This window comes from Actinacidiphila alni (genome assembly GCF_900112845.1).
GTDB lineage: Bacteria > Actinomycetota > Actinomycetes > Streptomycetales > Streptomycetaceae > Actinacidiphila > Actinacidiphila alni.
This window is the reverse complement of the sequence record NZ_FONG01000001.1, coordinates 653,315-673,964: the sequence shown is the minus strand read 5'-3', so window position 1 is coordinate 673,964 and position 20,650 is coordinate 653,315. Positions and strand designations below refer to the sequence as shown.

General features: G+C 73.6%; 20 protein-coding genes. 6 read left to right on the top strand and 14 right to left on the bottom strand.

Translation table 11 applies throughout. From position 1 onward, the window contains the following. Positions 1–94: 94 nt before the first annotated feature. The 3 genes from BM076_RS02740 to BM076_RS02730 all read right to left on the bottom strand — a co-directional run bounded on the left by BM076_RS02740 (position 95) and on the right by BM076_RS02730 (position 4,024). The gene (locus BM076_RS02740) at positions 95–1,228 is read right to left on the bottom strand and encodes a CaiB/BaiF CoA transferase family protein (protein ID WP_093711658.1); all 1,134 of its coding nucleotides are present in this window, start codon (positions 1,226–1,228) and stop codon (positions 95–97) included. Between the two features lie 182 nt (positions 1,229–1,410). After that, positions 1,411–2,952: an APC family permease gene (locus BM076_RS02735; RefSeq protein WP_093711657.1), complete on the bottom strand. Its 1,542-nt coding sequence runs from the start codon at positions 2,950–2,952 to the stop codon at positions 1,411–1,413. 115 nt (positions 2,953–3,067) lie between these two features. Next, positions 3,068–4,024 carry a hypothetical protein gene (locus tag BM076_RS02730; protein WP_093711753.1) on the bottom strand — a complete coding sequence of 319 codons (957 nt, stop codon included), beginning with the start codon at positions 4,022–4,024 and terminating at the stop codon, positions 3,068–3,070. Positions 4,025–4,267: 243 nt separating this feature from the next. Here BM076_RS02730 and BM076_RS36405 point away from each other — a divergent pair, with 243 nt between their 5' ends. The 3 genes from BM076_RS36405 to BM076_RS02715 all read left to right on the top strand — a co-directional run bounded on the left by BM076_RS36405 (position 4,268) and on the right by BM076_RS02715 (position 8,012). Then, on the top strand, positions 4,268–5,890 hold the full coding sequence (locus BM076_RS36405; RefSeq protein WP_177246293.1) for a hypothetical protein: 1,623 nt from the start codon (positions 4,268–4,270) through the stop codon (positions 5,888–5,890). 217 nt (positions 5,891–6,107) lie between these two features. Next, positions 6,108–6,473 carry a nuclear transport factor 2 family protein gene (locus tag BM076_RS02720; RefSeq protein ID WP_093711656.1) on the top strand — a complete coding sequence of 122 codons (366 nt, stop codon included), beginning with the start codon at positions 6,108–6,110 and terminating at the stop codon, positions 6,471–6,473. Positions 6,474–6,560: 87 nt separating this feature from the next. Next, complete coding sequence (locus tag BM076_RS02715; RefSeq protein WP_093711655.1) at positions 6,561–8,012, top strand: MFS transporter; 1,452 nt, start codon at positions 6,561–6,563, stop codon at positions 8,010–8,012. A 71-nt stretch (positions 8,013–8,083) separates the two neighbouring features. On the opposite strand, the gene BM076_RS02710 is transcribed toward BM076_RS02715, so the two are convergent. The 5 genes from BM076_RS02710 to BM076_RS02690 form a co-directional block, all read right to left on the bottom strand. Next, entirely contained in the window at positions 8,084–8,524 is a 441-nt protein-coding gene (locus BM076_RS02710; protein ID WP_093711654.1) for a nitroreductase family deazaflavin-dependent oxidoreductase, read from the bottom strand. Positions 8,525–8,610: 86 nt separating this feature from the next. Further along, on the bottom strand, positions 8,611–9,162 hold the full coding sequence (pspAB, locus tag BM076_RS02705; RefSeq protein ID WP_093711653.1) for a PspA-associated protein PspAB: 552 nt from the start codon (positions 9,160–9,162) through the stop codon (positions 8,611–8,613). Further along, on the bottom strand, positions 9,162–10,067 hold the full coding sequence (gene htpX / locus BM076_RS02700; protein ID WP_093711652.1) for a zinc metalloprotease HtpX: 906 nt from the start codon (positions 10,065–10,067) through the stop codon (positions 9,162–9,164). The genes pspAB and htpX overlap by 1 nt, the downstream gene beginning before the upstream one ends. Before the next feature lie 107 nt (positions 10,068–10,174). Further along, positions 10,175–11,128, bottom strand: coding sequence for a quinone oxidoreductase family protein (locus BM076_RS02695; protein WP_093711651.1), 954 nt, complete (start codon positions 11,126–11,128; stop codon positions 10,175–10,177). A gap of 136 nt (positions 11,129–11,264) precedes the next feature. Next, a complete protein-coding gene (locus tag BM076_RS02690; protein ID WP_093711650.1) occupies positions 11,265–12,425 on the bottom strand; it encodes a citrate synthase/methylcitrate synthase in 1,161 nt (386 codons plus the stop codon). Positions 12,426–12,533: 108 nt separating this feature from the next. Here BM076_RS02690 and BM076_RS02685 point away from each other — a divergent pair, with 108 nt between their 5' ends. Beyond that, on the top strand, positions 12,534–13,781 hold the full coding sequence (locus BM076_RS02685) for a citrate/2-methylcitrate synthase (RefSeq protein ID WP_093711649.1): 1,248 nt from the start codon (positions 12,534–12,536) through the stop codon (positions 13,779–13,781). A 123-nt stretch (positions 13,782–13,904) separates the two neighbouring features. Here the strand turns inward: BM076_RS02685 and BM076_RS35930 are convergent, their stop codons facing one another. Beyond that, entirely contained in the window at positions 13,905–14,153 is a 249-nt protein-coding gene (locus tag BM076_RS35930; RefSeq protein ID WP_143120507.1) for a hypothetical protein, read from the bottom strand. Between the two features lie 137 nt (positions 14,154–14,290). On the opposite strand from BM076_RS35930, the gene trxA reads away from it, so the two are divergent. Continuing rightward, the gene (trxA, locus tag BM076_RS02680) at positions 14,291–14,659 is read left to right on the top strand and encodes a thioredoxin (protein ID WP_093711648.1); all 369 of its coding nucleotides are present in this window, start codon (positions 14,291–14,293) and stop codon (positions 14,657–14,659) included. Positions 14,660–14,906: 247 nt separating this feature from the next. On the opposite strand, the gene BM076_RS02675 is transcribed toward trxA, so the two are convergent. Beyond that, positions 14,907–15,557, bottom strand: a complete 651-nt coding sequence (locus BM076_RS02675; protein ID WP_093711752.1) for a class I SAM-dependent DNA methyltransferase — start codon at positions 15,555–15,557, stop codon at positions 14,907–14,909. A gap of 89 nt (positions 15,558–15,646) precedes the next feature. Between BM076_RS02675 and BM076_RS02670 the strand changes: the two genes are divergently transcribed. After that, entirely contained in the window at positions 15,647–17,341 is a 1,695-nt protein-coding gene (locus BM076_RS02670; RefSeq protein WP_245795655.1) for a bifunctional 3'-5' exonuclease/DNA polymerase, read from the top strand. Positions 17,342–17,378: 37 nt separating this feature from the next. Here BM076_RS02670 and BM076_RS02665 read toward each other — a convergent pair whose 3' ends face one another. From BM076_RS02665 to BM076_RS02650, 4 genes are all read right to left on the bottom strand, one after another. Continuing rightward, on the bottom strand, positions 17,379–17,693 hold the full coding sequence (locus BM076_RS02665) for a hypothetical protein (protein WP_093711647.1): 315 nt from the start codon (positions 17,691–17,693) through the stop codon (positions 17,379–17,381). After that, a complete protein-coding gene (locus tag BM076_RS02660; RefSeq protein ID WP_093711646.1) occupies positions 17,690–18,151 on the bottom strand; it encodes a hypothetical protein in 462 nt (153 codons plus the stop codon). The genes BM076_RS02665 and BM076_RS02660 overlap by 4 nt, the downstream gene beginning before the upstream one ends. Positions 18,152–18,305: 154 nt before the next feature. Next, entirely contained in the window at positions 18,306–19,847 is a 1,542-nt protein-coding gene (locus BM076_RS02655; RefSeq protein ID WP_093711645.1) for a sensor histidine kinase, read from the bottom strand. Further along, positions 19,844–20,629, bottom strand: coding sequence for a response regulator transcription factor (locus BM076_RS02650; protein WP_407640606.1), 786 nt, complete (start codon positions 20,627–20,629; stop codon positions 19,844–19,846). Before BM076_RS02650 ends, BM076_RS02655 begins: the two co-directional genes overlap by 4 nt. Positions 20,630–20,650 lie beyond the last annotated feature (21 nt).

The window sequence follows — 20,650 nt, the reverse complement described above, 5'->3', positions numbered from 1 at the left end:
GGAGAGGGCTTCCGGCAGGGCCTTCTGGAGGGTGGGCGGTGCGGGTCGGCGGCGCGGGATTCAGCGGGGTCGGTTGATCACATCGGCAGAGGACTCATGGCTCCAGCAGGGCCGGGGCGTCCCAGTCGCGGGCCACTTCCGCGGTGTGCGCGCCGGGCAGCGCGGGCGGGCGGCGGAGCGCGCCGGGGGTGGCGGACAGCCGCGGGGCGGGCGCGGGCTGCACCGTGCCCGCCGCCTCCGTGAAGGTGCCGCGGGCCGCCAGATGCGGGTGCTCCGGGGCCTCACGCAACGAGAGTACGGGCGCCACGCACGCGTCGGACCCCTCGAAGACGCGTGTCCACTCCTCGCGGCTGCGGGTGCGGAAACGGGCGGCGACCGCTGCACGCAGTTCAGGCCAGTGCGCGGGGTCCGCGCGCAGGGCCGCGTCCGCGGGGGCCAGTTCCAGCAGCGTCGCGAAAGTGTCGTAGAAACGCTGCTCCAGGGCGCCGACGGCCATGTGCCGGCCGTCGGCGGTCTCGTACACGCCGTAGAAGGGGGCGCCGCCGTCCAGCAGATTGGCCTCGCGGCGGTCCTGCCAGGCGCCGGCCGCGAGCAGCGCGTGGATCATCGTGCTCAGATGGGCGGCGCCGTCGACGATGGCGGCGTCGACGACCTGGCCCTCGCCGTGCGTACGGGCGTGGTGCAGGGCCGCCAGCACGCCGGTGACCAGGTAGAGGGAACCGCCCGCGTAGTCGCCGAGCAGATTGGCGGGGGCGGCCGGCGGGCGGTCGGCGGCTCCGGTCATGCCGAGGGCGCCGGTGACGGCGAGGTAGCCGATGTCGTGGCCCGCGGTGGCGGCGAGCGGGCCCTGCTGTCCCCAGCCGGTCATCCGGCCGTAGACCAGCCGCGGATTGCGGGCCAGGCAGGCGTCGGGGCCGACGCCGAGGCGTTCGGCGACGCCGGGCCGGTAGCCCTCGACGAGGATGTCGGCGCGCGCGACGAGATCGAGTACGGCCGCGGACCCGCCGTCCGCCTTGAGGTCGACCAGCACGGAACGCTTGTTGCGGTTGGTCAGGTCGTGCTCGGGGGCGACGCCCAGACCCGCGCCGCCCGGCCGGTCCACCCGTACGACATCGGCGCCGAGGTCGGCCAGCAGCATCGCGGCGAACGGCCCGGGACCGATACCGGCCAGCTCGACGACGCGGACGTCCGCGAGCGGGCCCGCGGGGTTTGACAGTTCCGATGTCACATCAGTGATGCTAGGAACACGTTCCACTCTTGGCAAGGGCTGACTGAGCGCTCGCTCAGTTCGCCGCACTGACCGCCCCGAACGGGGTGCCGCCCGGAAAGGCGACGGCCCGCCGGGCCCCTGGTCGGGGTCCGGCGGGCCGTCGGTGCGTACGTTCGGGCGTACGGCCGAAGCGCCGCGGATCAGGAGGACGCGGCCTGCGAGGCGGCCTTCTCCAGCTGGAACGCCTCGTTGCCCTGGCCGATCCTGGCGTGCACCTCGGGCCGCTTGCTGCGCAGCACCAGGCCGTAGACGAGGCCGATGACCGCGGCCAGCGCGATGATGCCGGGCAGGATCCAGCGCAGCCCGTGGCCGGGGTTGGCGCCGAGCAGCACCGAGAAGTCCTTCACCGAGTAGACGGCGATGACCACCAGCGCGATCGCGGCCAGACCCGAGGTGACCAGGCGCCACGCCTGCTGCCCGGCCGCGCCGCGCTTGACGAAGAACGCGATGACGGCGACGGCGGCGGTGGCCATCAGGAGCACGATGCCGAGCGCGCCGACATTGCCCGCCCAGGTGAACATGCGCAGCACGGGGGCCGTCGGGTCCGGGCCGAACTTCGGGTCGAACTTGCCGTCGTCGGTGGCGGCGAAGGCGATGACGACGGCCAGCGCGACCAGCGTCTGAAGGAAGGAGCCGACGGCGGGGGCGCCGCTGGACTTCGAGGTGCGGCCGACCGCCGAGGGCAGCAGACCGTCGCGGCCCATGGCGAAGGCGTAGCGGGCGACGACATTGTGGAAGCTCAGCATCGAGGCGAAGATGCCGGTGATGAAGAAGATGTTCAGGGTGTCGGTGAACGCGGTGCCGAGCCGGGCCTGGTTGAGCGAGAAGATCAGGTTCGGGCCCTGCTCCTGAGCGGCGCCGACGACGTGGTCGGGACCGGTGCCCACGGTGATCGCCCACGCGCTGAAGGCGAAGAAGAGGGTGGCGAAGCCGATCGCGATGAACATCACCTTGGACACCACGCGCTGCGCGTCGCTGGTCTCCTCGGCGTAGACCGGGGCCTGTTCGAAGCCGACGAAGCCGGCGATGGTGAAGCAGAGCGCGGTGCCCAGGCCCGCGCCGCTGAGCGTGCCCGGGTCGAAGGCGTGCACCGAGACGCCCTGCGGGCCGGGGTCGGACAGGAAGCTGATGTCGAAGACGATGGTGAGCACCGTCTCGACCAGCAGCAGCACGCCGAGCGTCTTCGCGTTGAGGTCGATCTTCAGCGCGCCGAAGACCGCGGTGATCGCGACGCCGCCGAGCGCCGGGATCCACCAGGCCACGTTGTGGCTCCAGTGCTGGGCGATCTGGCTGGAGATCTCGTAGCCGAAGATCCCGTAGAGGCCGACCTGCATGATGCTGTACGCGAACAGCGCCACATAGGAGGCGCAGGCGCCCATCGTGCCGCCCAGGCCCCGGGATATGTACGCGTACAGCGCGCCGGCGTTGTGCACGTGGCGGCTCATCTCGGCGTAGCCGAAGCTGAACAGGATCAGCACGAGGCCGACGATGACGAACAGCAGCGGCACGCCGACGACGCCCATGGTGGCGAACGTCGTCGGGATGACCCCGGCCACCACCATCAGGGGCGCGGTGGCGGCGAGAACCGAGAGCAGGAGGGCCGGTGCGCCGATCCGGTCCGCGCGCAATGCGCGTTGCTCGCCCTTGAACGTGCTGATCTCGGTGGTACTGCCCGTCAGCATGCTGCGGTGTCCTTCCGGTGGTCCGTGGTTCGGTTCTTGCTTGGGCTTTGCGGGGACGTGCGAGAACGTACGAGCCGATCACTCGCGAACTGCTGGGAGTGCCAACTGCCGGGATTCACGATCTGCCGAAACCGAGCGCGTAGTTGCGCGCGGCACGGAACGCCTTCTTCGGGTCGCGGTCGGGGTACGACCACGGGATGCGGGTCGCTTCCGAGCCGATCCGGTTGAACAGCGCGGCGGCCTCCACCGTGTCACCGGCGTGGAATTTGCCGTACGCAAGGTAGTTCAGGTCGAGCAGCAGCCGCGAGTGGTCGGACCCGTCCCATTCCAGCCACCAGTCGAAGGCCGTGCGCACGCTCTGCCGGGCACGCGGACTGCCCCAGTACGGGAGGTTGTCGGGCGCTTCCGGCAGGACGCGGGCCGCCGCCAGCACCCGGTAGCGCTCGACGAGCGCGACCAACGGCAGGACGGTCAGCGGGGATCCGCGGCCGGCCTCGTCGGCGGCCCACTCGGCGAATTCGTAGACCTCGTGGAACGGGTCCTCGCCGTCGGTCTTCTGACGCTCCGCCAGGCACTGGGTCATCAGATGGTGCGCGTGGTGGTGGCCGCGGTGCCGGCCGCGGGCCTGGTCGAAGGCGCGGACCTGGTCGTCGTCGGTGCCGGTGCGGCGGGCCAGCACCAGCAACGCGAGCCACGGCGAAGGGTCGCGCGGGGTCATCCGGGCGGCGCGCAGGCACAGTTCACGGGCCGACTCCGCGCTCTGCTTGCCCGCGGTCGCGCGGAAGACGGCGGCGAAGGCGGCCAGCGCGACGGCGTCGGTGCTCTCCGGCTCGGCGAGCAGCCACTCGCCCGCCCAGGCGGCGGCGCTCTTGCCCTCGCCGAGGACGACCAGCCGGTGTCCGCGGCGGTCCCAGTTCTCCCCGGTGCGGGCGAGCAGTTCGCGGACCTCCGTCCAGCGCCCGTGGGCGAGGCCGGCCCGCGCGGCGACCAACTCCTCGTCGTCGAGCGCGGGATCGAAAGCCAGGTCGTCCTTACCGCGTGAGAAGCGGAAGGGTGGCGGCGGTGGGGTCATCCGCGGGTAGCCCTCCACGGCGCGCGTGACGTCATGTGATCACGCACAGCCAATCGGTCGGCACGGGGTGGCATCAAGGCCGGGCCTGTTGTCTCGTTGTAGTCCCGTAGGGTGGCGGGGGTTTGGGACACGGAACGGGAAGGATGCGGGGGTTCGGCTGCGCGGGCGGCCGTACTCCTGATATTCGTCAGGCCGATCAAGGTGTTGCGGCGTCGCGCGGCGGGGACCAGGGGACCAGGTGACATGGACGGCGGGAGCGTGAGCGGTGCGGACGCGGAGGAACGGCAGAGTGCTGCCGCCTCCACTCACCCGCTGGCGTATGTACGGCGAAGACACGGCTGGAGCTACCAGGACCTGGCCCGGGTCATAGCCGACAACGCGCGGATCCTCGGAGTGCCGATGGCGGCCCGCCGGGAGAAGGTCTGGCGCTGGGAGCACTGGGGTGTCGTGCCGGAGGCGGACAGCCAGCGCGCGCTGGCCCGCGCGCTCGGAATCCCGGCCAGGGAACTGGAGTTGCGGCCCTGGCCGCGCTGGCTCCCCGCGCACGGCGGCATGCCGGACGGGCTGCCGTGGACCACCGAGGGCAGCCTCACCGCGCTGACCGCGCTGCTGGACAACGGCACGGGCGACCCTCGTGGTTACCCCATCGCGGACGAGCAGGCGCTGCTCGACGCCATCGCGGACTGGGACGCGGCAGGCGCGGAAGGCACGGCGGCCGGTTCCGCGGGCCCGAGCGCGGACACGGGCCCCGGCCCGGGCCGGCCGACGAGCGCGGGCGGGACTACGGGCACGGCCGTGCACCCGGCCGGCGCGCATCCCGGCGGCCAGGCGGTCACCGATCCGGCGAAGGCGGCCCGGCGTACGGGCAAGGGCACGGACCGCGGTACGGCGTCGGCCGCTGTGGCCGGGCACTGGGACGACGAGGCGATACCCGCCCCCCGGCCGGAACGCGTACCGCGGCAGGCGACCGCCGCGACGGCGCTTCCCGACAACGCTGTCGACGCCACCCTGGCGGCGGCCGTGGTGGACCGGCCCGTGATCGAGTGGCTCGAGGCCGGGGTGCTGGGGCTGCGCAAGCTCGACGACCGGCTCGGCGGCGCGTCCGTACGGCATCGCGTGGAGGCCGATCTGCGGATGGTGCGCGGCCTGTTGCACCGCGGCCAGCACGAACGGGCGCACGAGGGACGGCTGTTGCGGGTCGCCGCCGATCTGGCGCAGCTCGGCGGCTGGGCGGCCACCGACACCGGCCGGCACGGCGCCGCGCAGCGGCACTATCTGACCGGGCTGCGGCTCGCGCACAGCGCGGGCGACCGCTCGCTCGCGGTGGCGCTGTGGGGCGGCCTCGCGCTGCACGCGGTGATCGCGGGCCGGCCGCGGGACGCGGTGGCCGCGGCAGAGGCGGGGGTACGGGCGGCCGGCGGCGCTCCCCCGGCGGTGCGCGCGCTGGCCGCCAGCAGGCTCAGCCGGGCGCACGCCGCGGTCGGCGCCGACGGTCCCTCGCGGCGCGCGGTCGCCGAGGCGGAACGCCAACTGGACCTGGCGGAGCGGGAGTCGGGGCCGTCCTGGCTCTACTGGTTCGACACCGTGGAACTGGCCGCGCAGAGCGGCCAGTCGCTGCTCGACCTCGGGCACGCGCACGAGGCCAGGCCGCTGCTGGAACAGGCGCTGGCCATGCAGGACGCCTCGTACGTCCGCGACCGCTGCCTGTACTCCGCGCGCGCCGCGACCGCCCGCGCCCTGACCGGCGATCTGGAGGGCGCGCGGTCGCTCGGCCGCGAGGCGGCGCGGCTGTCCCGGCTGTGCGGTTCGCCGCGCATCGCCGACACCCTGGACGCGCTGAAGGTCCGGCTGGACGCGGCGCGCTGATCTCCGCCTCCGTGGCGGCCCGCCGGGCGGGCCGCTCCCCGGGGCGCTGGGCGTCCGCGTGACCCATACGAGGGCGCGGCCCCGGCGGTCATGACCGGTCACCGGCCGCCGAAGTACCCAACGATGACTGATTCGCCGACGCGAGCCCGTCCGTACCGTCTTGACCTGCGAGAACACGGCGCGATCCGACGCCGCACAACGCAGGGAGACATCAGTCATGAGTGACAACCAGCACCTGGTCCAGCGCTACATCGCCGTCTGGAACGAGACCGACCCGGCCGCCCGGCGCCTTCTGGTCGACGAGATCCTCGCCGCCGACGCCCGCTACACCGATCCGCTGGCCGACGTCACGGGCCGCGCCGCCTTCGACGCGGTGGTGGCCGCGGTCCAGGAGCAGTTCCCCGGCTTCGTCCTCACGCTCGGCGCCGTCGACACGCACCACCACCTGGCCCGTTTCACCTGGGAGTTGGGGCCGGCAGGCGGCGAGTCGGCGGTGATCGGCTTCGACGTGGTCGAGATCGGTGACGACGGCCTCGTGCACAGCGTCCAGGGCTTCCTCGACAAGGTCCCGGCCGGCGCCTGAGCCGACCGGAGGGGCGGTGTCCGCCGGGAACCGCCCCTCCCCCCGTGCCCGCCGCTCACTCCCCTTCACCGCGACAGGAGTTCCGCCATGGCCTCGGCCACCACCACCGTCACCCCGCCCGCGCGCCGGGGCGGCCCGCCGGCCGCCGAACGGTCCGGCCTGGGCCTGCTCGTCCTGCTGGCCGCGACTTTCATGACCTCGCTCGACATCTTCATCGTCAATGTGGCGATCCCCGCCGTGCAGAGCGATCTCGACGCGAGCACCGCCGCGATCCAGTGGGTGGTCGCCGGCTTCGGGCTCGCGGTCGCCACCGGTCTGATCACCGCCGGACGGCTCGGCGACATCTTCGGCCGCCGCCGGATGTTCGCGGTCGGCCTCGCCCTGTTCACCGTCACCTCGGCGGCCTGCGGTCTGGCGCCGACCTCCGGTTCGCTGGTCGCGGCGCGGGTCCTCCAGGGTCTGTCGGCGGCGCTGATGAGCCCGCAGGTGCTGTCGATCCTGCAGACCGCGTACGCGGGGAAGGCGCAGGCCCGTGCCTTCAGCATGTACGGGCTGACGATGGGGATCGGTGCGGTGTTCGGGCAGCTGATCGGCGGGCTGCTGATCAAGGCCGACGTGTTCGGGCTCGGCTGGCGCGCGTGCTTCCTGATCAATCTGCCGGTCGGCCTGCTGGCACTGGCCCTGGTGCCGCGGGCGCTGGCCGAGTCCCGGGCGCCGCGCAGGCCCCGGCTCGACCTCGTCGGTGTGGTGCTGTCCACGGCGGCGGTCGTCGCGCTGGTGCTGCCGCTGATCCAGGGGCGCACGGCGGGCTGGCCACTGTGGACCTGGCTGTGCCTGGCCGCGTCCGCCGCCGTGTTCACCGTCTTCTTCCGGCACCAGGACCGGCTCGGCCGGCGCGGCGGGGACCCGGTGCTGAACATGGAGCTGTTCCGGCAGCGCGGCTTCGGGCCCGGCGCGCTCGCGCAGTTCCTCTTCTGGTCGGGGCAGGGCTCGTTCTTCCTGATCCTCGCGCTGTATCTGCAGGCGGGCCGCGGCCTGGACGCGCTGCACTCCGGGACGGTGTTCCTGGCGATCGGCGGCGGCTATCTGCTGACCTCCACCACCGCGCACCGGCTGGCCGCCCGGCTCGGCAGCCGTACGGTCCCGGCCGGAGCGCTGACGATGGCCGCGGGTCTCGGACTGCTGTGGGCGGCGGCGCACCGCTCGGGCAGCACGGGCAGCCTGTGGGAGCTGGTCCCCGGACTCGTCGTGGACGGCGTCGGGATGGGCATGGTCATCGCCCCGCTCACCCATGACGCGCTGGCCACCGTCCCTGCCGGTCTTGTCGGTTCGGCCTCCGGGGTGGTCGCCACCATCCAGCAGATCAGCGGCGCGCTCGGCATCGCCGTGATCGGCATCATCTTCTACGGCGCGGTCGGCGACGGGGCGCACGGAGGTTACCCGCACGCCTTCGGTCTGGGGCTGGCGTTCCTGCTCGGCCTCGAACTGGCCCTCGCGGCGCTGACGATCGGCTTGCGGCGCACGAGGTCCGCGCACTGACCGGCGGTGAGCGGCACATGCGTAAGGGGCGACCACCTGGGTGGTCGCCCCTTACGCGTCGTGCCTTGCGGTCAGACCCGGCTGAGGCGGACCACCGGGATCTCGCGGTCGGTCTTCTTCTGATAGTCGGCGTAGGGCGCGTAGACATCGAGCAGATGGGGCCATACGCGGGCCTTGTCCTGCGCCGACAGCGTCTCGGCGCGGGCGGTGAAGCGCTCACCGAGGACGCGGACGTGGACCTCGGGGTTGGCCTGGAGGCTGAGGTACCACAGGGGGTGCTCGGGGGCGCCGCCCTTCGAGGCGACGATCAGATAGTCGTCGCCGTCCCGGCCGTAGATGAGCACGGTGCGCAGCCAGTCGCCGCTGCGCCGGCCCTGGTAGTCCAGGAGCAGGCAGGGCGAGCCGTTGAGGTCGGTGCCTTCGGTGCCGTCGGACTCCTCGTAGAGGCGGGCCTGGTCGGCCACCCACTGCTCGGGGCTGACCTTCACCTTGGCGGGATCGTAGGACGTCATACGTGTGCACCTTTCCTGGTGGTTCGGCAGGAATCGGGGGATCCGGGGATCAGCCTAGGACGGCGACGGCGGGATGCGGCGGCGGGTCACAGGCCCGGCGCGCCCCACACCGGGAACCAGCGCGACAGGTCGTTCTCCACCCGCAGGTCGTTGGCGACCAGGGCCTTGACCTGGAGCTCCAGCGCGTTGTCCCGCTTCTCGCCGGGCAGCGGCGCGAAGGGGTAGAAGGAGCCGCGCTTGTAGAGGTAGACGAGCGCGAGCGAGTGGCCCGCGGCGTCCTTGAAGCCGAGCAGCGAACAGAGCAACTGCGGGCCGAAGCCGCGTTCCTCCAAGGCGGAGTTGACGGCGTGCAGATCGGTGACGAGATCGATGATCTCCGTCGGTTCGCGGCGGGCGAGCAGCCAGGTGTAGCCGTAGGAGTCCTGGCTGGCCTCGGCGCCGACCAGGGCCCGCAGATCCTGCTGGATCTCGGCGAAGGCGCCGCCCTCGACGGCCGCGAAGCAGACCGAGCCGAGACCGGTGGGCCGCAGCTCGCTCGCCGCTTCGAGGGTGATGGCCGCCGAGCTGAGGCCGAAGAGCTGGTCGAGATCGGGCCTGACCGGCTTGCTCCGGCCGAGGAGGACGTCCAGCAGTCCCATCAGTGGCGGTCCAGTTCACGGGTGATCCGGCCGAGCTGCTCCAGCCGCGCGTCCAGGGTGGGGTGGGTGGACAGCAGCCGGGAGAAGCGGGAGCCGGCGCCGGAGGTGAGCGCGGGCGCGAAGTAGAACGCGTTGAACGGCTCGGCCTTGCGCAGGTCCTTGGTCGGGATCGCGGCGAGCTGACCGGTGACCTTGGTGAGTGCCGAGGCCAGCGCCGAGGGGCGGCCGGTGAGCAGCGCGGCGCTGCGGTCGGCGGACAGCTCGCGGTAGCGCGACAGCATCCGGGTGAGCAGGAAGCTGATGGCGTAGACGACGGCGCTGACCAGCGGGATCGCGATCGCTATGACGGCGGTGCCGGGACCGCGCACCCGGCGGAAGCCGCCGTAGAGCCCGATCCGGGTGATGACGCCGGCGAGGATGCCGAGGAAGGACGCGATCGTCATGACCGCCACGTCCTTGTGCGCCACATGGGACAGCTCGTGGGCGATGACGCCCTCCAGCTCGTCGGGCTCCAGGCGGCGCAGCAGTCCGGTGGTGGCGCACACCGTGGTGTTCTTCTGATTGCAGCCGGTGGCGAAGGCGTTGGGCACGTCGGAGTCGGCGATGGCGACACGGGGCTTGGGCATGTCGGCGAGCGCGCAGATTCGGTCCACGACGCCGTGCAGCTCCGGCGCCTGTTCCGGGGTGACTTCCTTGGCGCCCATGCTGAAGGCGGCGATGCGGTCGCTGAACCAGAACTGCGCGACGAAGAGGATGCCCGCGATCACCAGGATCAGCGGCCAGGATCCGCGCAGCAGGGCCAGCAGGGCGCCCACGAAGACGACGTAGAGCAGACCGATCAGGAACATCGTGACCACCATGCGGGTGGTCAGCCCCCGGTCGTCGGCGAAACAGTTGCGGTCCATGGCCCCTCCCGAGACGTACGGGGCGCGGACCGCTGGAGACGGTCCGTCGTGCCTCGATGTCGAGTGTGCACCCGGTTCAACGACTACGACGAGCCCGTCGGTTCCGCTCAGGCCCGTACATCGAGCACCAATTTGCCGAAGGTTTGCCGGGACCGCAGGTCCTGGTGGGCCCTGGCGGCCTCGGACAGCGGATAGACGCCGCCGACCCGCGGGACGAGGCGGCCCGCCGCGGTCATCGCCAGGATCTCCGCCATCGGCTCGCGGTACATCCCCGGGCGGCCCAGGCAGTGCATCAGCCAGAAGCCGACGACGGCCCGGGAGCGGCCCATGAGCTGCGCGGCCTGCACCGGTGTCGGGGGCGTCCTGGAGGCCATGCCGTAGGTGACGAGACGGCCGAACGGCGCGAGCGCGGCGAGCGAGGCGTCGAAGACCGGGCCGCCGGTCATCTCCAGCACGATGTCGACCTTCTTGCCGCCGTTGGCCTCGATCAGACGGTCCTTCAGACCCTCCGGGTCCGCGTCCACGGCGATGTCCGCGCCGAGTTCCAGCGCGAGGTCGCGCTTGTCCTTGGAGGACGCGGTGGCGATGACCCGGCCGGCGCCGAACGCCTTGGCGAGCTGCACGGCGAGCGAGCCGGTGCCGCCGGCCGCCGCGTGCACCACGACGCTCTCGCCCTCGGCGAGCCGGCCCGAGGTGCGCAGCAGGTGCCAGGCGGTGAGGCCCTGGACGACGAGCGCGAGCGCCTGACCGTCGGTGACGCCGTCGGGCACGTCGTGGGCGAGGTGTTCCTCGACGACGGCCTTCTGGGCGTATCCGCCGTGGTCGGTCAGGGCGACGACGCGGCGGCCGTCGGCGGTGCGGCCGACCACCTCGGCGCCGGGGACCAGCGGGAGCACGGAGCGGGCGAGGTAGGAGTCCTCGACGGTGTGGGTGTCGGCGTAGTTGACGCCGGCGGCGTCCACGTCCACCAGGAGCTGCCCCGGGCCCGCGACGGGGTCGGGCAGTTCCGTCTCGCGCAGCACCTCGGGGCCGCCGAATTCGGTGATCTGGATCGCGCGCACGTCGACTCCTCGGGGTGGTGGTGACATCCTGACCGAGCAGATATTACCGACTGGTCGGTATGCGACACACCCCTCCCCCCGGCACACCCCTCCCCCGGTTCGCTCTGGGCCGGGCCCCCTCCCACGCCCCCTCCGGTCAGGCGGCGGCCACCGGCCGGGGCGGCGGCGGGCCGACATAGCGCGCGGACGGCCGGATGATCTTGCTGTCCTCGGCCTGCTCCAGGATGTTGGCGCTCCAGCCGACGACGCGGGCGGCGGCGAAGGTGGGCGTGAACATCTCGCGCGGCAGCCCGCACAGCTCCATCACGACACCGGCGTAGAACTCGACATTGATGTGCAGTTCGCGGCCGGGCTTCAGCTCCGCGAGCAGCGCCTCGGCGCGCGCCTCCACCTGCACGGCGAAGTCCACCAGATCGCCGCCGAAGCCGCGTGCGATGCCCTTGAGCATCCGCGAGCGCGGGTCCTCGGTGCGGTAGACGGGGTGGCCGAAGCCCATGATCCGGTCGCCCGCCTCGATGTGCTCGCGCAGCCAGCCGTCGATCCGGTCGGGGCTGCCGATGGCGTCGAGCGTGTCGAGCGCGCGGCTGGGGGCGCCGCCGTGCAGCGGCCCGGACAGCGCGCCGATCGCGCCGACCAGGCAGGCGGCCAGGTCCGCGCCGGTGGAGGCGATGACGCGGGCGGTGAAGGTGGACGCGTTGAAGCCGTGGTCGACGGTCGAGATCAGATAGCGCTCGATCGCGCGGGCCCGCACCGGGTCGGGCTCCTCGCCGGTCAGCATGTAGAGGTAATTCGCCGCATAGGGCAGGTCGTCGCGCGGTTCGATCGGCGCGAGGCCCTGGCCGAGCCGGTACAGCGCGGTGAGCAGGGTCGGTACGACGGCGCAGGCGGCCAGCGCGTCGGCGCGGCGCCGGTCGGGCGCGATGTCGTACAGCGGCCGGAAGCCGGCCGAGGCGCCGGTCAGCGACAGCGCGGTCCGCAGCCCGGCGAGCGGCCCGGACAGGACGCTGCCGCGCGCGATCACCGGGAGGGCGTCGGCCACGTCGGCGGGCAGGTGCCGAAGGGCGGCGGTGCGCGCGGTGAACGCGGCGCGTTCGGCGGCGTCGGGAAGCGTCCCGTGGAACATCAGGTGCCAGACGTCCTCGAAGCCGCGGCTGTCGGCCAGTTCCACGGCCGAGAACTCCCGGTAGTGGTAGAAGCCCTCGGTCCCGCGGACGTCGCCGATGGATGTGTCGGTGACGATCACGCCCTTGAGACCGCGGGGTACGTCGATCGGGGCGTTCTGCCCGGTGGTCGGCATCGCTTGTCCTCCTTGGGTATGGACTCGACTGTCCATCATTGATTTCAATGCTGTCAATATTGATTCAATCAATGTGTATTCGTCGTCCGGTCCAGATACGGTGGGGCCATGACGGATCAGTCCGCGGACCGGATCACCACCCGGGAAGCCGCCGCGCGGCTCGGCGTGAAGCCGGAGACGCTGTACGCGTATGTGAGCCGCGGCCTGCTCACCAGCCGCCGGGCCGAGGGCGGCCGGGGCAGCACCTTCGATCCCGCGGAGGTCGCGGCGCTCGCGGCCCGCGCCCGGCCCGCGGCGGCCGGCCAGGACGCCGCTCCGGACGGCGGTGGCGGCTGGGGCCGGATCCGTACCGGCATCACGTTGATCGAGGGCGACGCGCTCTGGTTCCGCGGCGTCGAGGCGACGGGGCTCGCCTCCGCGTACGGCTTCGAGGAGGTCGCCGAATGGCTGTGGACCGGGGAGCTGCGCCGCGGAATCCGCTTCACGGCGCCAGAACCGCTGCTGGCGGCGGCCCGCAGCGCGGGCGACGCGCTGCCCGCGGGCTGCGGCCCGATGGACCGGCTGCGGGTCGCCGTCCTCGCCGCGGCCACCGCTGACCCGTTGCGCTTCGACCTGTCGCAGGACGCCGTGCTGGGCTCGGCGCGCGGCTTGATCCCGACGCTGGTGGGCGCGCTGCCCGAGGCCGGGCGGGCCCACCGCGGCGAGGGACGGCTGGCCTGGCGGCTGTGGTCGCGGCTGACGGCGCTGCCCGCGGACGAGGCGTCGCTGCGGGTGCTGGACGCGGCGCTCGCACTGCTCGTCGACCACGACCTGGCCGCCTCGACGCTGGCCGCGCGGGTCGCGGCCTCGGCCCGCGCGCACCCTTACGCGGTGGTGTCGGCGGGGCTCGGCGCGCTCGACGGGCCGCTGCACGGCCAGGCCAGCGCAATGGCGCACCGGATGCTCGCCGAGGTGCTGGAGCGCGGCAGTGCCGGCCCGGTGGTGGCCGAACGGCTGCGGGCCGGGCAGCGGGTCCCCGGCCTCGGGCACCGGCTCTACCGGGGCGAGGACCCGCGAGCCCGGCTGCTGTTCCACCTGCTCGGCCGGGTGCCCGCCGCCGCCGACGCCCTGGCGGCGGCCCGTGACATCGGGACGACGGCGGCCCGGCACACCCCGCTGTTCCCCAATGTCGACCTGGCACTCGCGGTGCTGTCGGTGTCGGCCGCGATGCCCCCGGAGGCCGGCGAGACGGTCTTCTCGGTGGCGCGCACGGCGGGCTGGATCGCGCACGCGCTGGAGGAGTACCAGGAACGCCCGCTGCGGATGCGGCTCAGCGGCACGTACCAGGGTCCGCCGCCGCCCCGGCCGCTGCCGTGAAGCCGCGCACGCCGGACACAGCGGACACAGCGGACACAGCGGACACGGCGGACGCGGCGGACGCGGCGGACCGGCCCCGTACCGGCCCGGGAGCGGAAGCCGTACGGAGCCGGGCCGGGCCCGTCAGACTCCGGTCAGCCGCGGGATGCGGCCGACCAGCTCCGCCCATTCGGTGTCCGTCTGGCCGGGGACCATCCGGCCCGCGGACCGCCACTGGTCGGCGAGTTCCGCGAACACCGGGGCGTCCACGCTCTGCTGCAGAACCGTTCCCGCACGGGAGGGACGCCACATCTGCTGCGCGCCGCTCGCGCTCTCGGCACTGTCGTCTTCCGGGATGTCCGGACTTACCGGGATCCATTGCGTTGCTGCCATAGCCCGACCAACGACTCGGGCCGCCGGGACGCCACTGCACCGCCCGCCCCCACCACTCGTATGAGTGAACTCCCGCAGGTCCGTCGCACGCCGCGCCGGGCCAGGAATTTCCCGCGACCGCCACCCGTTGTGGGGGCATGAGCACTGTGGAGCTGACCAAGGAGAATTTCGACGAGGTCGTGTCGTCGAACGATTTCGTCCTCATCGACTTCTGGGCCGACTGGTGCGGGCCGTGCAAGATGTTCGCGCCGGTCTACGACAAGTCCTCGGAGACCCACCAGGACCTGGTCTTCGCGAAGGTCGACACGGAGGCGCAGCCCGAGCTGGCCGCCGCCTTCCAGATCCAGTCGATCCCGACGCTGATGATCGTCCGGGACAAGGTCGCGGTCTTCGCGCAGCCGGGCGCCCTGCCCGCGCCCGCGCTGGAGGACGTCATCGCGCAGGCGCGCGCCCTCGACATGGACGAGGTGCGCAAGTCGGTCGAGGAGGCCCAGCAGAATTCCTGACCGCCGCTCCGGGGCCGCACGCAGCTGACGGCGGAGCGCCCTGACCGCACGGCGGCACGAAGCCGACGACACACAGCGAGGCCGCGTTCCCGGCCCACGGCGGACGACACCGACCGCCGGGCCGGGGCGCGGCCTCGCCGTGTCCGGACGCCGGCGCGACAGAAGCCGGGACGCCGCACGCGGGATGCGGGATGCCGCACGCCCGAAGCGGCAGGACCAGGATCAGGGCCCGGGCCAGGACGTCCGCTCAGCCGCGCTTGCGGGCGATCAGGCAGGCCCGGTCCATCGCCTCCACGTCCGCGACCGGCTCGCGGACCAGCCGCGCCACGATGTCGAAACCGGTCTCCGCCAGCGCCGCGGCCAGTGTCTCCGGCCGCCGCCAGTAGTAGTCGAGGTCGACGTCCCGGCCGAGCATCTCCGACTTGTGCAGCGATTGATCCCCCACCTGGAAGGTGAGCAGCACCAGGCCGCGAGCCGCCAGCACCCGGTGAAATTCGGCGAAGGCCGCCGGGAGCCGGTCGGTGGGCAGATGGATGACCGAGTACATCGCCACGATGCCGCCGAGCCCGCCGTCGGGCAGGTCCAGGCCGGTCATCGAGCCGACCTCGAAGCGAAGCCCCGGGTTGTCCCGCCGGGCCGCCGCGACCATCCCCGGTGACAGGTCGATGCCGAACGCGTCCAGGCCCGACCGCCGCAGATGCGCCGTGACATGTCCGGGGCCGCAGCCGATGTCGGCGACCGGCCCGCCGCCGCCCACACGCACCAGCTCCGCGAAGGCAGCGAGCATCGCCCGCTCCAGCGGTTTGGCATCCAGCTCCGTACGGAATCCGTCCGCGTAATCCGCCGCCAGGGTGTCGTAGGAGGTTCTGGCGGTCCGTATGAAGTCCGGTTCGCTCACGGTCACGACCCTACTCACGCCGGTCCGCCCGGTACGCGCCGGCGGACGCGTCACGCCGCGTTGTCAGTGGTCGCGCCTACGCTCGAACGGTGAGTACAGCCGTCGCCTCCGTCACGCGGATCGCCGTGGTGCCCGATCCGGTCGGGTCCGGCGGCCGGTTGTGCGCGCTCGCGGAGGACGGCGCGTCGGCCGGGCAGGTGACGGCGGTGGACGACCTGGCCGCGGAGGTGGCGCGGCTGGAGGCGGCGCAGGCGCCGCGCTGGGTGTGGGCGGCCACCGACGAGGTCTACCCGTGGCTGCTCGACCGCGGCGCGGTGCGCCCCGCGCGCTGCCACGACGTGAAGCTCGTCGAGTCGCTGCTGCTCGGCCAGGAGGGCAGGCACCGGCGGCCGCGTTCGCTCGGGGCGGCGTGGGCCCGGCTGCACGGCCTGCCGGAGCCGGAGGACGCGCCGGAGCCGGGCGCGGACGACCAGCCGGTGCTGTTCGCCGCCGACCGGCGTCATCTGCCGCAGGATCTCGACCCGTTGGCGGCGCTGGTCGAGGTGCACGCCGCGCAGCAGCGGCGGATCTCAGGCGGCGAGCATCCGGACCGGACGCGGCTGCTGTGCGCCGCGGAGTCCGCGGGCGCGCTGGCCGCCGTCGAGATGGGCCGCGACGGGCTGCCGTGGAGCGCCGACGCGCACGACGCGCTGCTGACCGGCCTGCTCGGCCCGCGGCCCGCCGGCGGGGTACGGCCAACGCTGCTGAGCGAGTTGGCGGGCAGGATCCAGGAGGCGCTGGGCCGTCCGGTCAATCCCGACTCCCCCGCCCAGATGCTGCCCGCCTTCGCCCGGGTCGGCGTGCATCTGACGTCGACCCGCTCCCACGAGCTGCGTGATGTCGACCATCCGGCAGCGGCCCTGCTGCTGCGCTACAAGGAACTGTCCCGGATCCATGCCGCGCACGGCTGGGCCTGGCGGGAGAGCTGGGTGCGCGACGGCCGCTTCCGGCCCGAGTACGTGGTCGGCGGTGTGGTGTCGGGGCGGTGGGCGACCCGCGGCGGCGGCGCGCTGCAGATCCCGCGGCTGCTGCGCTCCGCGGTGGTCGCCGACCCCGGGCACCGGCTGATCGTCGCCGACGCGGGGCAGTTGGAGCCGCGCGTACTGGCCGCGATGTCCGGCGACAAGGGGCTGGCGGCGGCCGCCGCCGACGGCGATCTGTACGCGGCGCTGGCCCGTAACGCCTTCGCGGGCGACCGGCCGCGCGCCAAGATCGCGCTGCTCGCCGCGATGTACGGCCAGACCAGCGGTGAGGCGGGCCAGTTGCTCGCGGTGATGCGCCGCCGCTTCCCTGACGCGCTCGCCCTGGTGGAGGCCGCCGCGCGGACCGGCGAGGCGGGCGGGATCGTACGGTCGCGGCTCGGCCGTACGTCGCCCGCGCCGTCCGCCGACCGGTTTCTGGACGAGACGGCGGACCCGGGGGACGGCGCGTCGCCGGACCGGCGGGCGGCCCGCTCGTGGGGCCGCTTCACCCGCAATTTCGTGATCCAGGCGAGCGCTTCGGACTGGGCGCTGGCCATGCTGGCGTCGCTGCGCCGCCGGCTGACCGCGATCGGGCCGGAGCCACGGCTGGTGTTCTTCCAGCACGACGAGGTGATCGTGCACGCCCCGGCCGCGCTCGCGCCCGCGGTCGAGGCGGCCGTGACGGCGGCGGGCGACGAGGCCCGCCGCCTGGTCTTCGGCGCCGCTCCGGTGCCGTTCCCGCTGGAGACGCACGCGGTGCGGTGCTACGCGGACGCCAAGTAGCCGCCGTACGCGGCCCTTCGGCCGGTGCCGCGCCGCGTCATTTGTCGCCCGCCGCGTCGGACTCTGCCGCGGCGGCGGCCGAATCGGCGCTGTCCACCAGCTTCTTCATCCGGGCGAGGTCGGCGTCCGAGGGCGCGGGCGAGTCGGCGCCCGTCCCGGTGGAGCCGCCGGCCGACGCACCCGCCGGGGTGCCGGACGGCGCGGGCCCAGCCGAACTCCCCGAGCCGCCGCAGCCGGTGACCAGCACCCCGGCGACCGCGCAGGCGGTCAGCGCGACGGCCGTACGCGCCCGGAGCCGGGCCCCGGCCCGGCGGACAGAGGAGGTGGCCGAAGAAGGGGCCGACGCGGTCACTTCGTGGCGCCCTTCGCCGTGAAGTCCTGCGTGCCGCACCAGGTGCGGACGGCGTCCAGGTCCGTGCTGCGCTGATTCAGCGTCGGCACCAGCGACTTGCGGTACGTCAGCTTGTCCTTGAGATACGTGGCGACGGCGGTGTCGCCCGCCGCGTTCGCGTTGTCGACCCGCTTCTGCAGCCGGGCGACGGACCCGAGTTCGGTGTCGGGACCGTTCAGCCGGGCCAGGGCGCGGTCGATCCGTGCGTCGATCCTGGGCACCCGCTTGCACAGCGCGCGGGCGCCGTCGCCGGTGGGCGCCTTGCGGAATTTCGGTGCCTTCTGCGCCTTGTGCGCGGTGGACGGCGCGCCCGACGGCGTGGTCGAGGGGCTCGCGGTGTCCGCGGCGGCGGTCCCGGCCGCGGTGAGCAGCGCGGCGACGGCGGCGGTTGCCGCGACGGCGGTACGGGTGGTGCGCATGGCTTCCTCCGGGACGTTTCTGCGTGGTGCGTCGGTATCCGGTGTGCAGTGCTCGGCCGGCGGGCGCCGCTGTGTCGGCGTCCACCGGTCGTGCCGGAGGTTAGGAAGCGTCTTTGTGGAAACCTTGTGGGCGGGCGGGCCGGGCTTTCTCCGGTTATCGCGGCTCCCCCGCCGACGCGCCCGCCAGCCAGTCGCGCCCGCCCGGCAGCGGGTCCCCGGCGGGCCGCAGCGGCAGCACCACGGTGAACCGTGCGCCGGGGCCGCCCGGCCGGTCGCCGGCCGTGATCCGGCCGCCGTGCAGCGCGATCTGCTGCCCCACCAGGGCGAGGCCGAGCCCGGAGCCGGGGCTGTCGGGGCGGCGCCGGAAGCGCTGGAAGATCTCCTGCCGGGCGGCGGGCGGCACCCCGGGCCCGTGGTCGTCCACGGTCAGCACCGCCGCGGGCGCCGCCGGGTCGGTGCCCGGGGCGAGGGTGACCTCGATCAGCGCCGTATCGCCGTACTGCCCCCCGACACCGGCCCTCGTACCGCCGGATTCCGCACCGGCCCCGCCCGTACCGTCGCGCGCGCCTCCGGCGCCGTGCACCGCCGCGTTGAGCAGCAGATTGTCGACGGCCGAGCGCAGGCCCTGGGGCCAGCCGTGCACCCGCAGGCCCGGCGGGGCGTGCAGTGCGACCCGGACGTGCGGGTGTTCGCGCCGCAGGTCGGCGACGGCGGCGTGCAGCAGGTCCGCGAGGTCGACGGGTACGAAGGCGTCGGCCTCGACGAGGTCGCCCTGGGCCAGGGCGCGCAGCATGACCAGCAGCCCGAGCAGCCGGGTGTGCTCGGCGCGCAGGTCCGCGACGATCTCGGCGCGTTCGGTCGCGCCGGGCTCGGGGCCGCCGTCCAGCACGTCGAGATTGATCCGCATGCTCATCAGGGGGTTGCGCAACTCGTGCGAGGCGGCGGCGGAGAAGGACCGCGCGGTGGCCAGCGCCTCCTCGGTACGGGCGGCCTGCTCGTCGTAGCGGGCCAGGACCGTCCGGAGGCTGTGGGCCAGTTCGTCGACCTCGGTGACTCCGGTGGGCGTGTGGTCGAGGCGGGCGGAGCTGACGCGCGGATCGATGCCGCTCGCCCGGCGCTGGAGGCGGCGCAGCGGGAGCGCGGCGCGGGTGACGGCGAGCCAGGCCGCGGCGCCCGCGACGGACGCGGTGAGCAGGGCGACGGTGACGATCCTGCGGCGCACCCGGCTGATCTGCTCCTGGCCCGCGGTGTCCGGCGAGAACAGCCACAGCGTGCCCTTCGCGGCGGGCTTGACCACGCCGATCGGTACCGCGAGCACCCGCCAGCTGGCGCCGTCGGCGCGGAAGGTGACCGGGTGGCCGGCGTCGGCGGGCGCGGGCAGCGGCCGGTCGAGCGCGGGCTGCGGACCTTCGGTGACGGTGCCCTCGGTGCCCGTGACGCGGATGCCGACGTCGAGCGCGGCGGCGAACAGCTTGCGCTGCTTGGCCTGTTCCACCGCGGCCGACCGGTCGTTGGCCATGGCCCGCAGGAGATTGCGGGCGTCGGGGCGTACGGCCGCGGCCCGTTGCCGCAGGTGCGCGTCGGCCTGGGCGTGCACATCGTGGCCGACCAGCCGGACCATGATCCAGCCGGAGGCGAGGACGAGCAGTGGCACGAGGACGGTGACGGCCAGCGCGATCCGGGTGGACAGCCTCATGGGGTCCTCCCCCGGCCGTCGCCGTGCGACCGGTCGTCGCCACGCTCACGGCCGCCCTGATTCCCGCGTTCGTCGTCCCGCAGGACGAATCCGACGCCCCGCACGGTGTGCAGCACGCGCGGGCGCCCGCCCGCCTCCAGCTTCTTGCGCAGATAGCTGACGAAGGTGTCGACGGCGTCGGTGCGGACGTCGAAGTCATACCCCCACACGCGGTCGAGGAGCTGGTCGCGGGTGAGCACCAGGCCGGCGTTGCGGACCAGGAATTCCAGGAGTTCGAACTCCCTGCGGGTCAGTTCCAGCGGTTCGCCGTCGCGCGCGGCGGTGCGGGCGGCCGGGTCGAGGACGAGACCGCAGGCGCGGACCTGGCCGTCGGGTCGTGGCGGCCTGCGGCGCAGCAGGGCGTGCAGCCGCAGCACCAGCTCTTCGAGGGCGAAGGGTTTGACGAGGTAGTCGTCGGCGCCCGCCTGGAGTCCGGCGACCCGGTCGGCGACCTCGTCCAGGGCGGAGAGCACCAGGACCGGCAGGTCGTCGCCGCCCGCGCGCAGCGTCCGGCACACCTCGATGCCGTCCACATCGGGCATGGAGATGTCCAGGACGAGGATGTCCGGCGGGGTGCGGGCGAGCAGGTCGAGCGCGGCCGCTCCCCCGTCGGCCTCGGTGACGGTGAAGCCGCGCAGCCGCAGGGCGCGGCCGAGCGAGCGGCGGACCGCCGCGTCGTCGTCCACGACCATGACGCTGCCCGGTCCCGGGCCGCCCGGCTGTGCGCTGTCCATGGATGTCATCGGTGACGTGCCTCCGCTCCC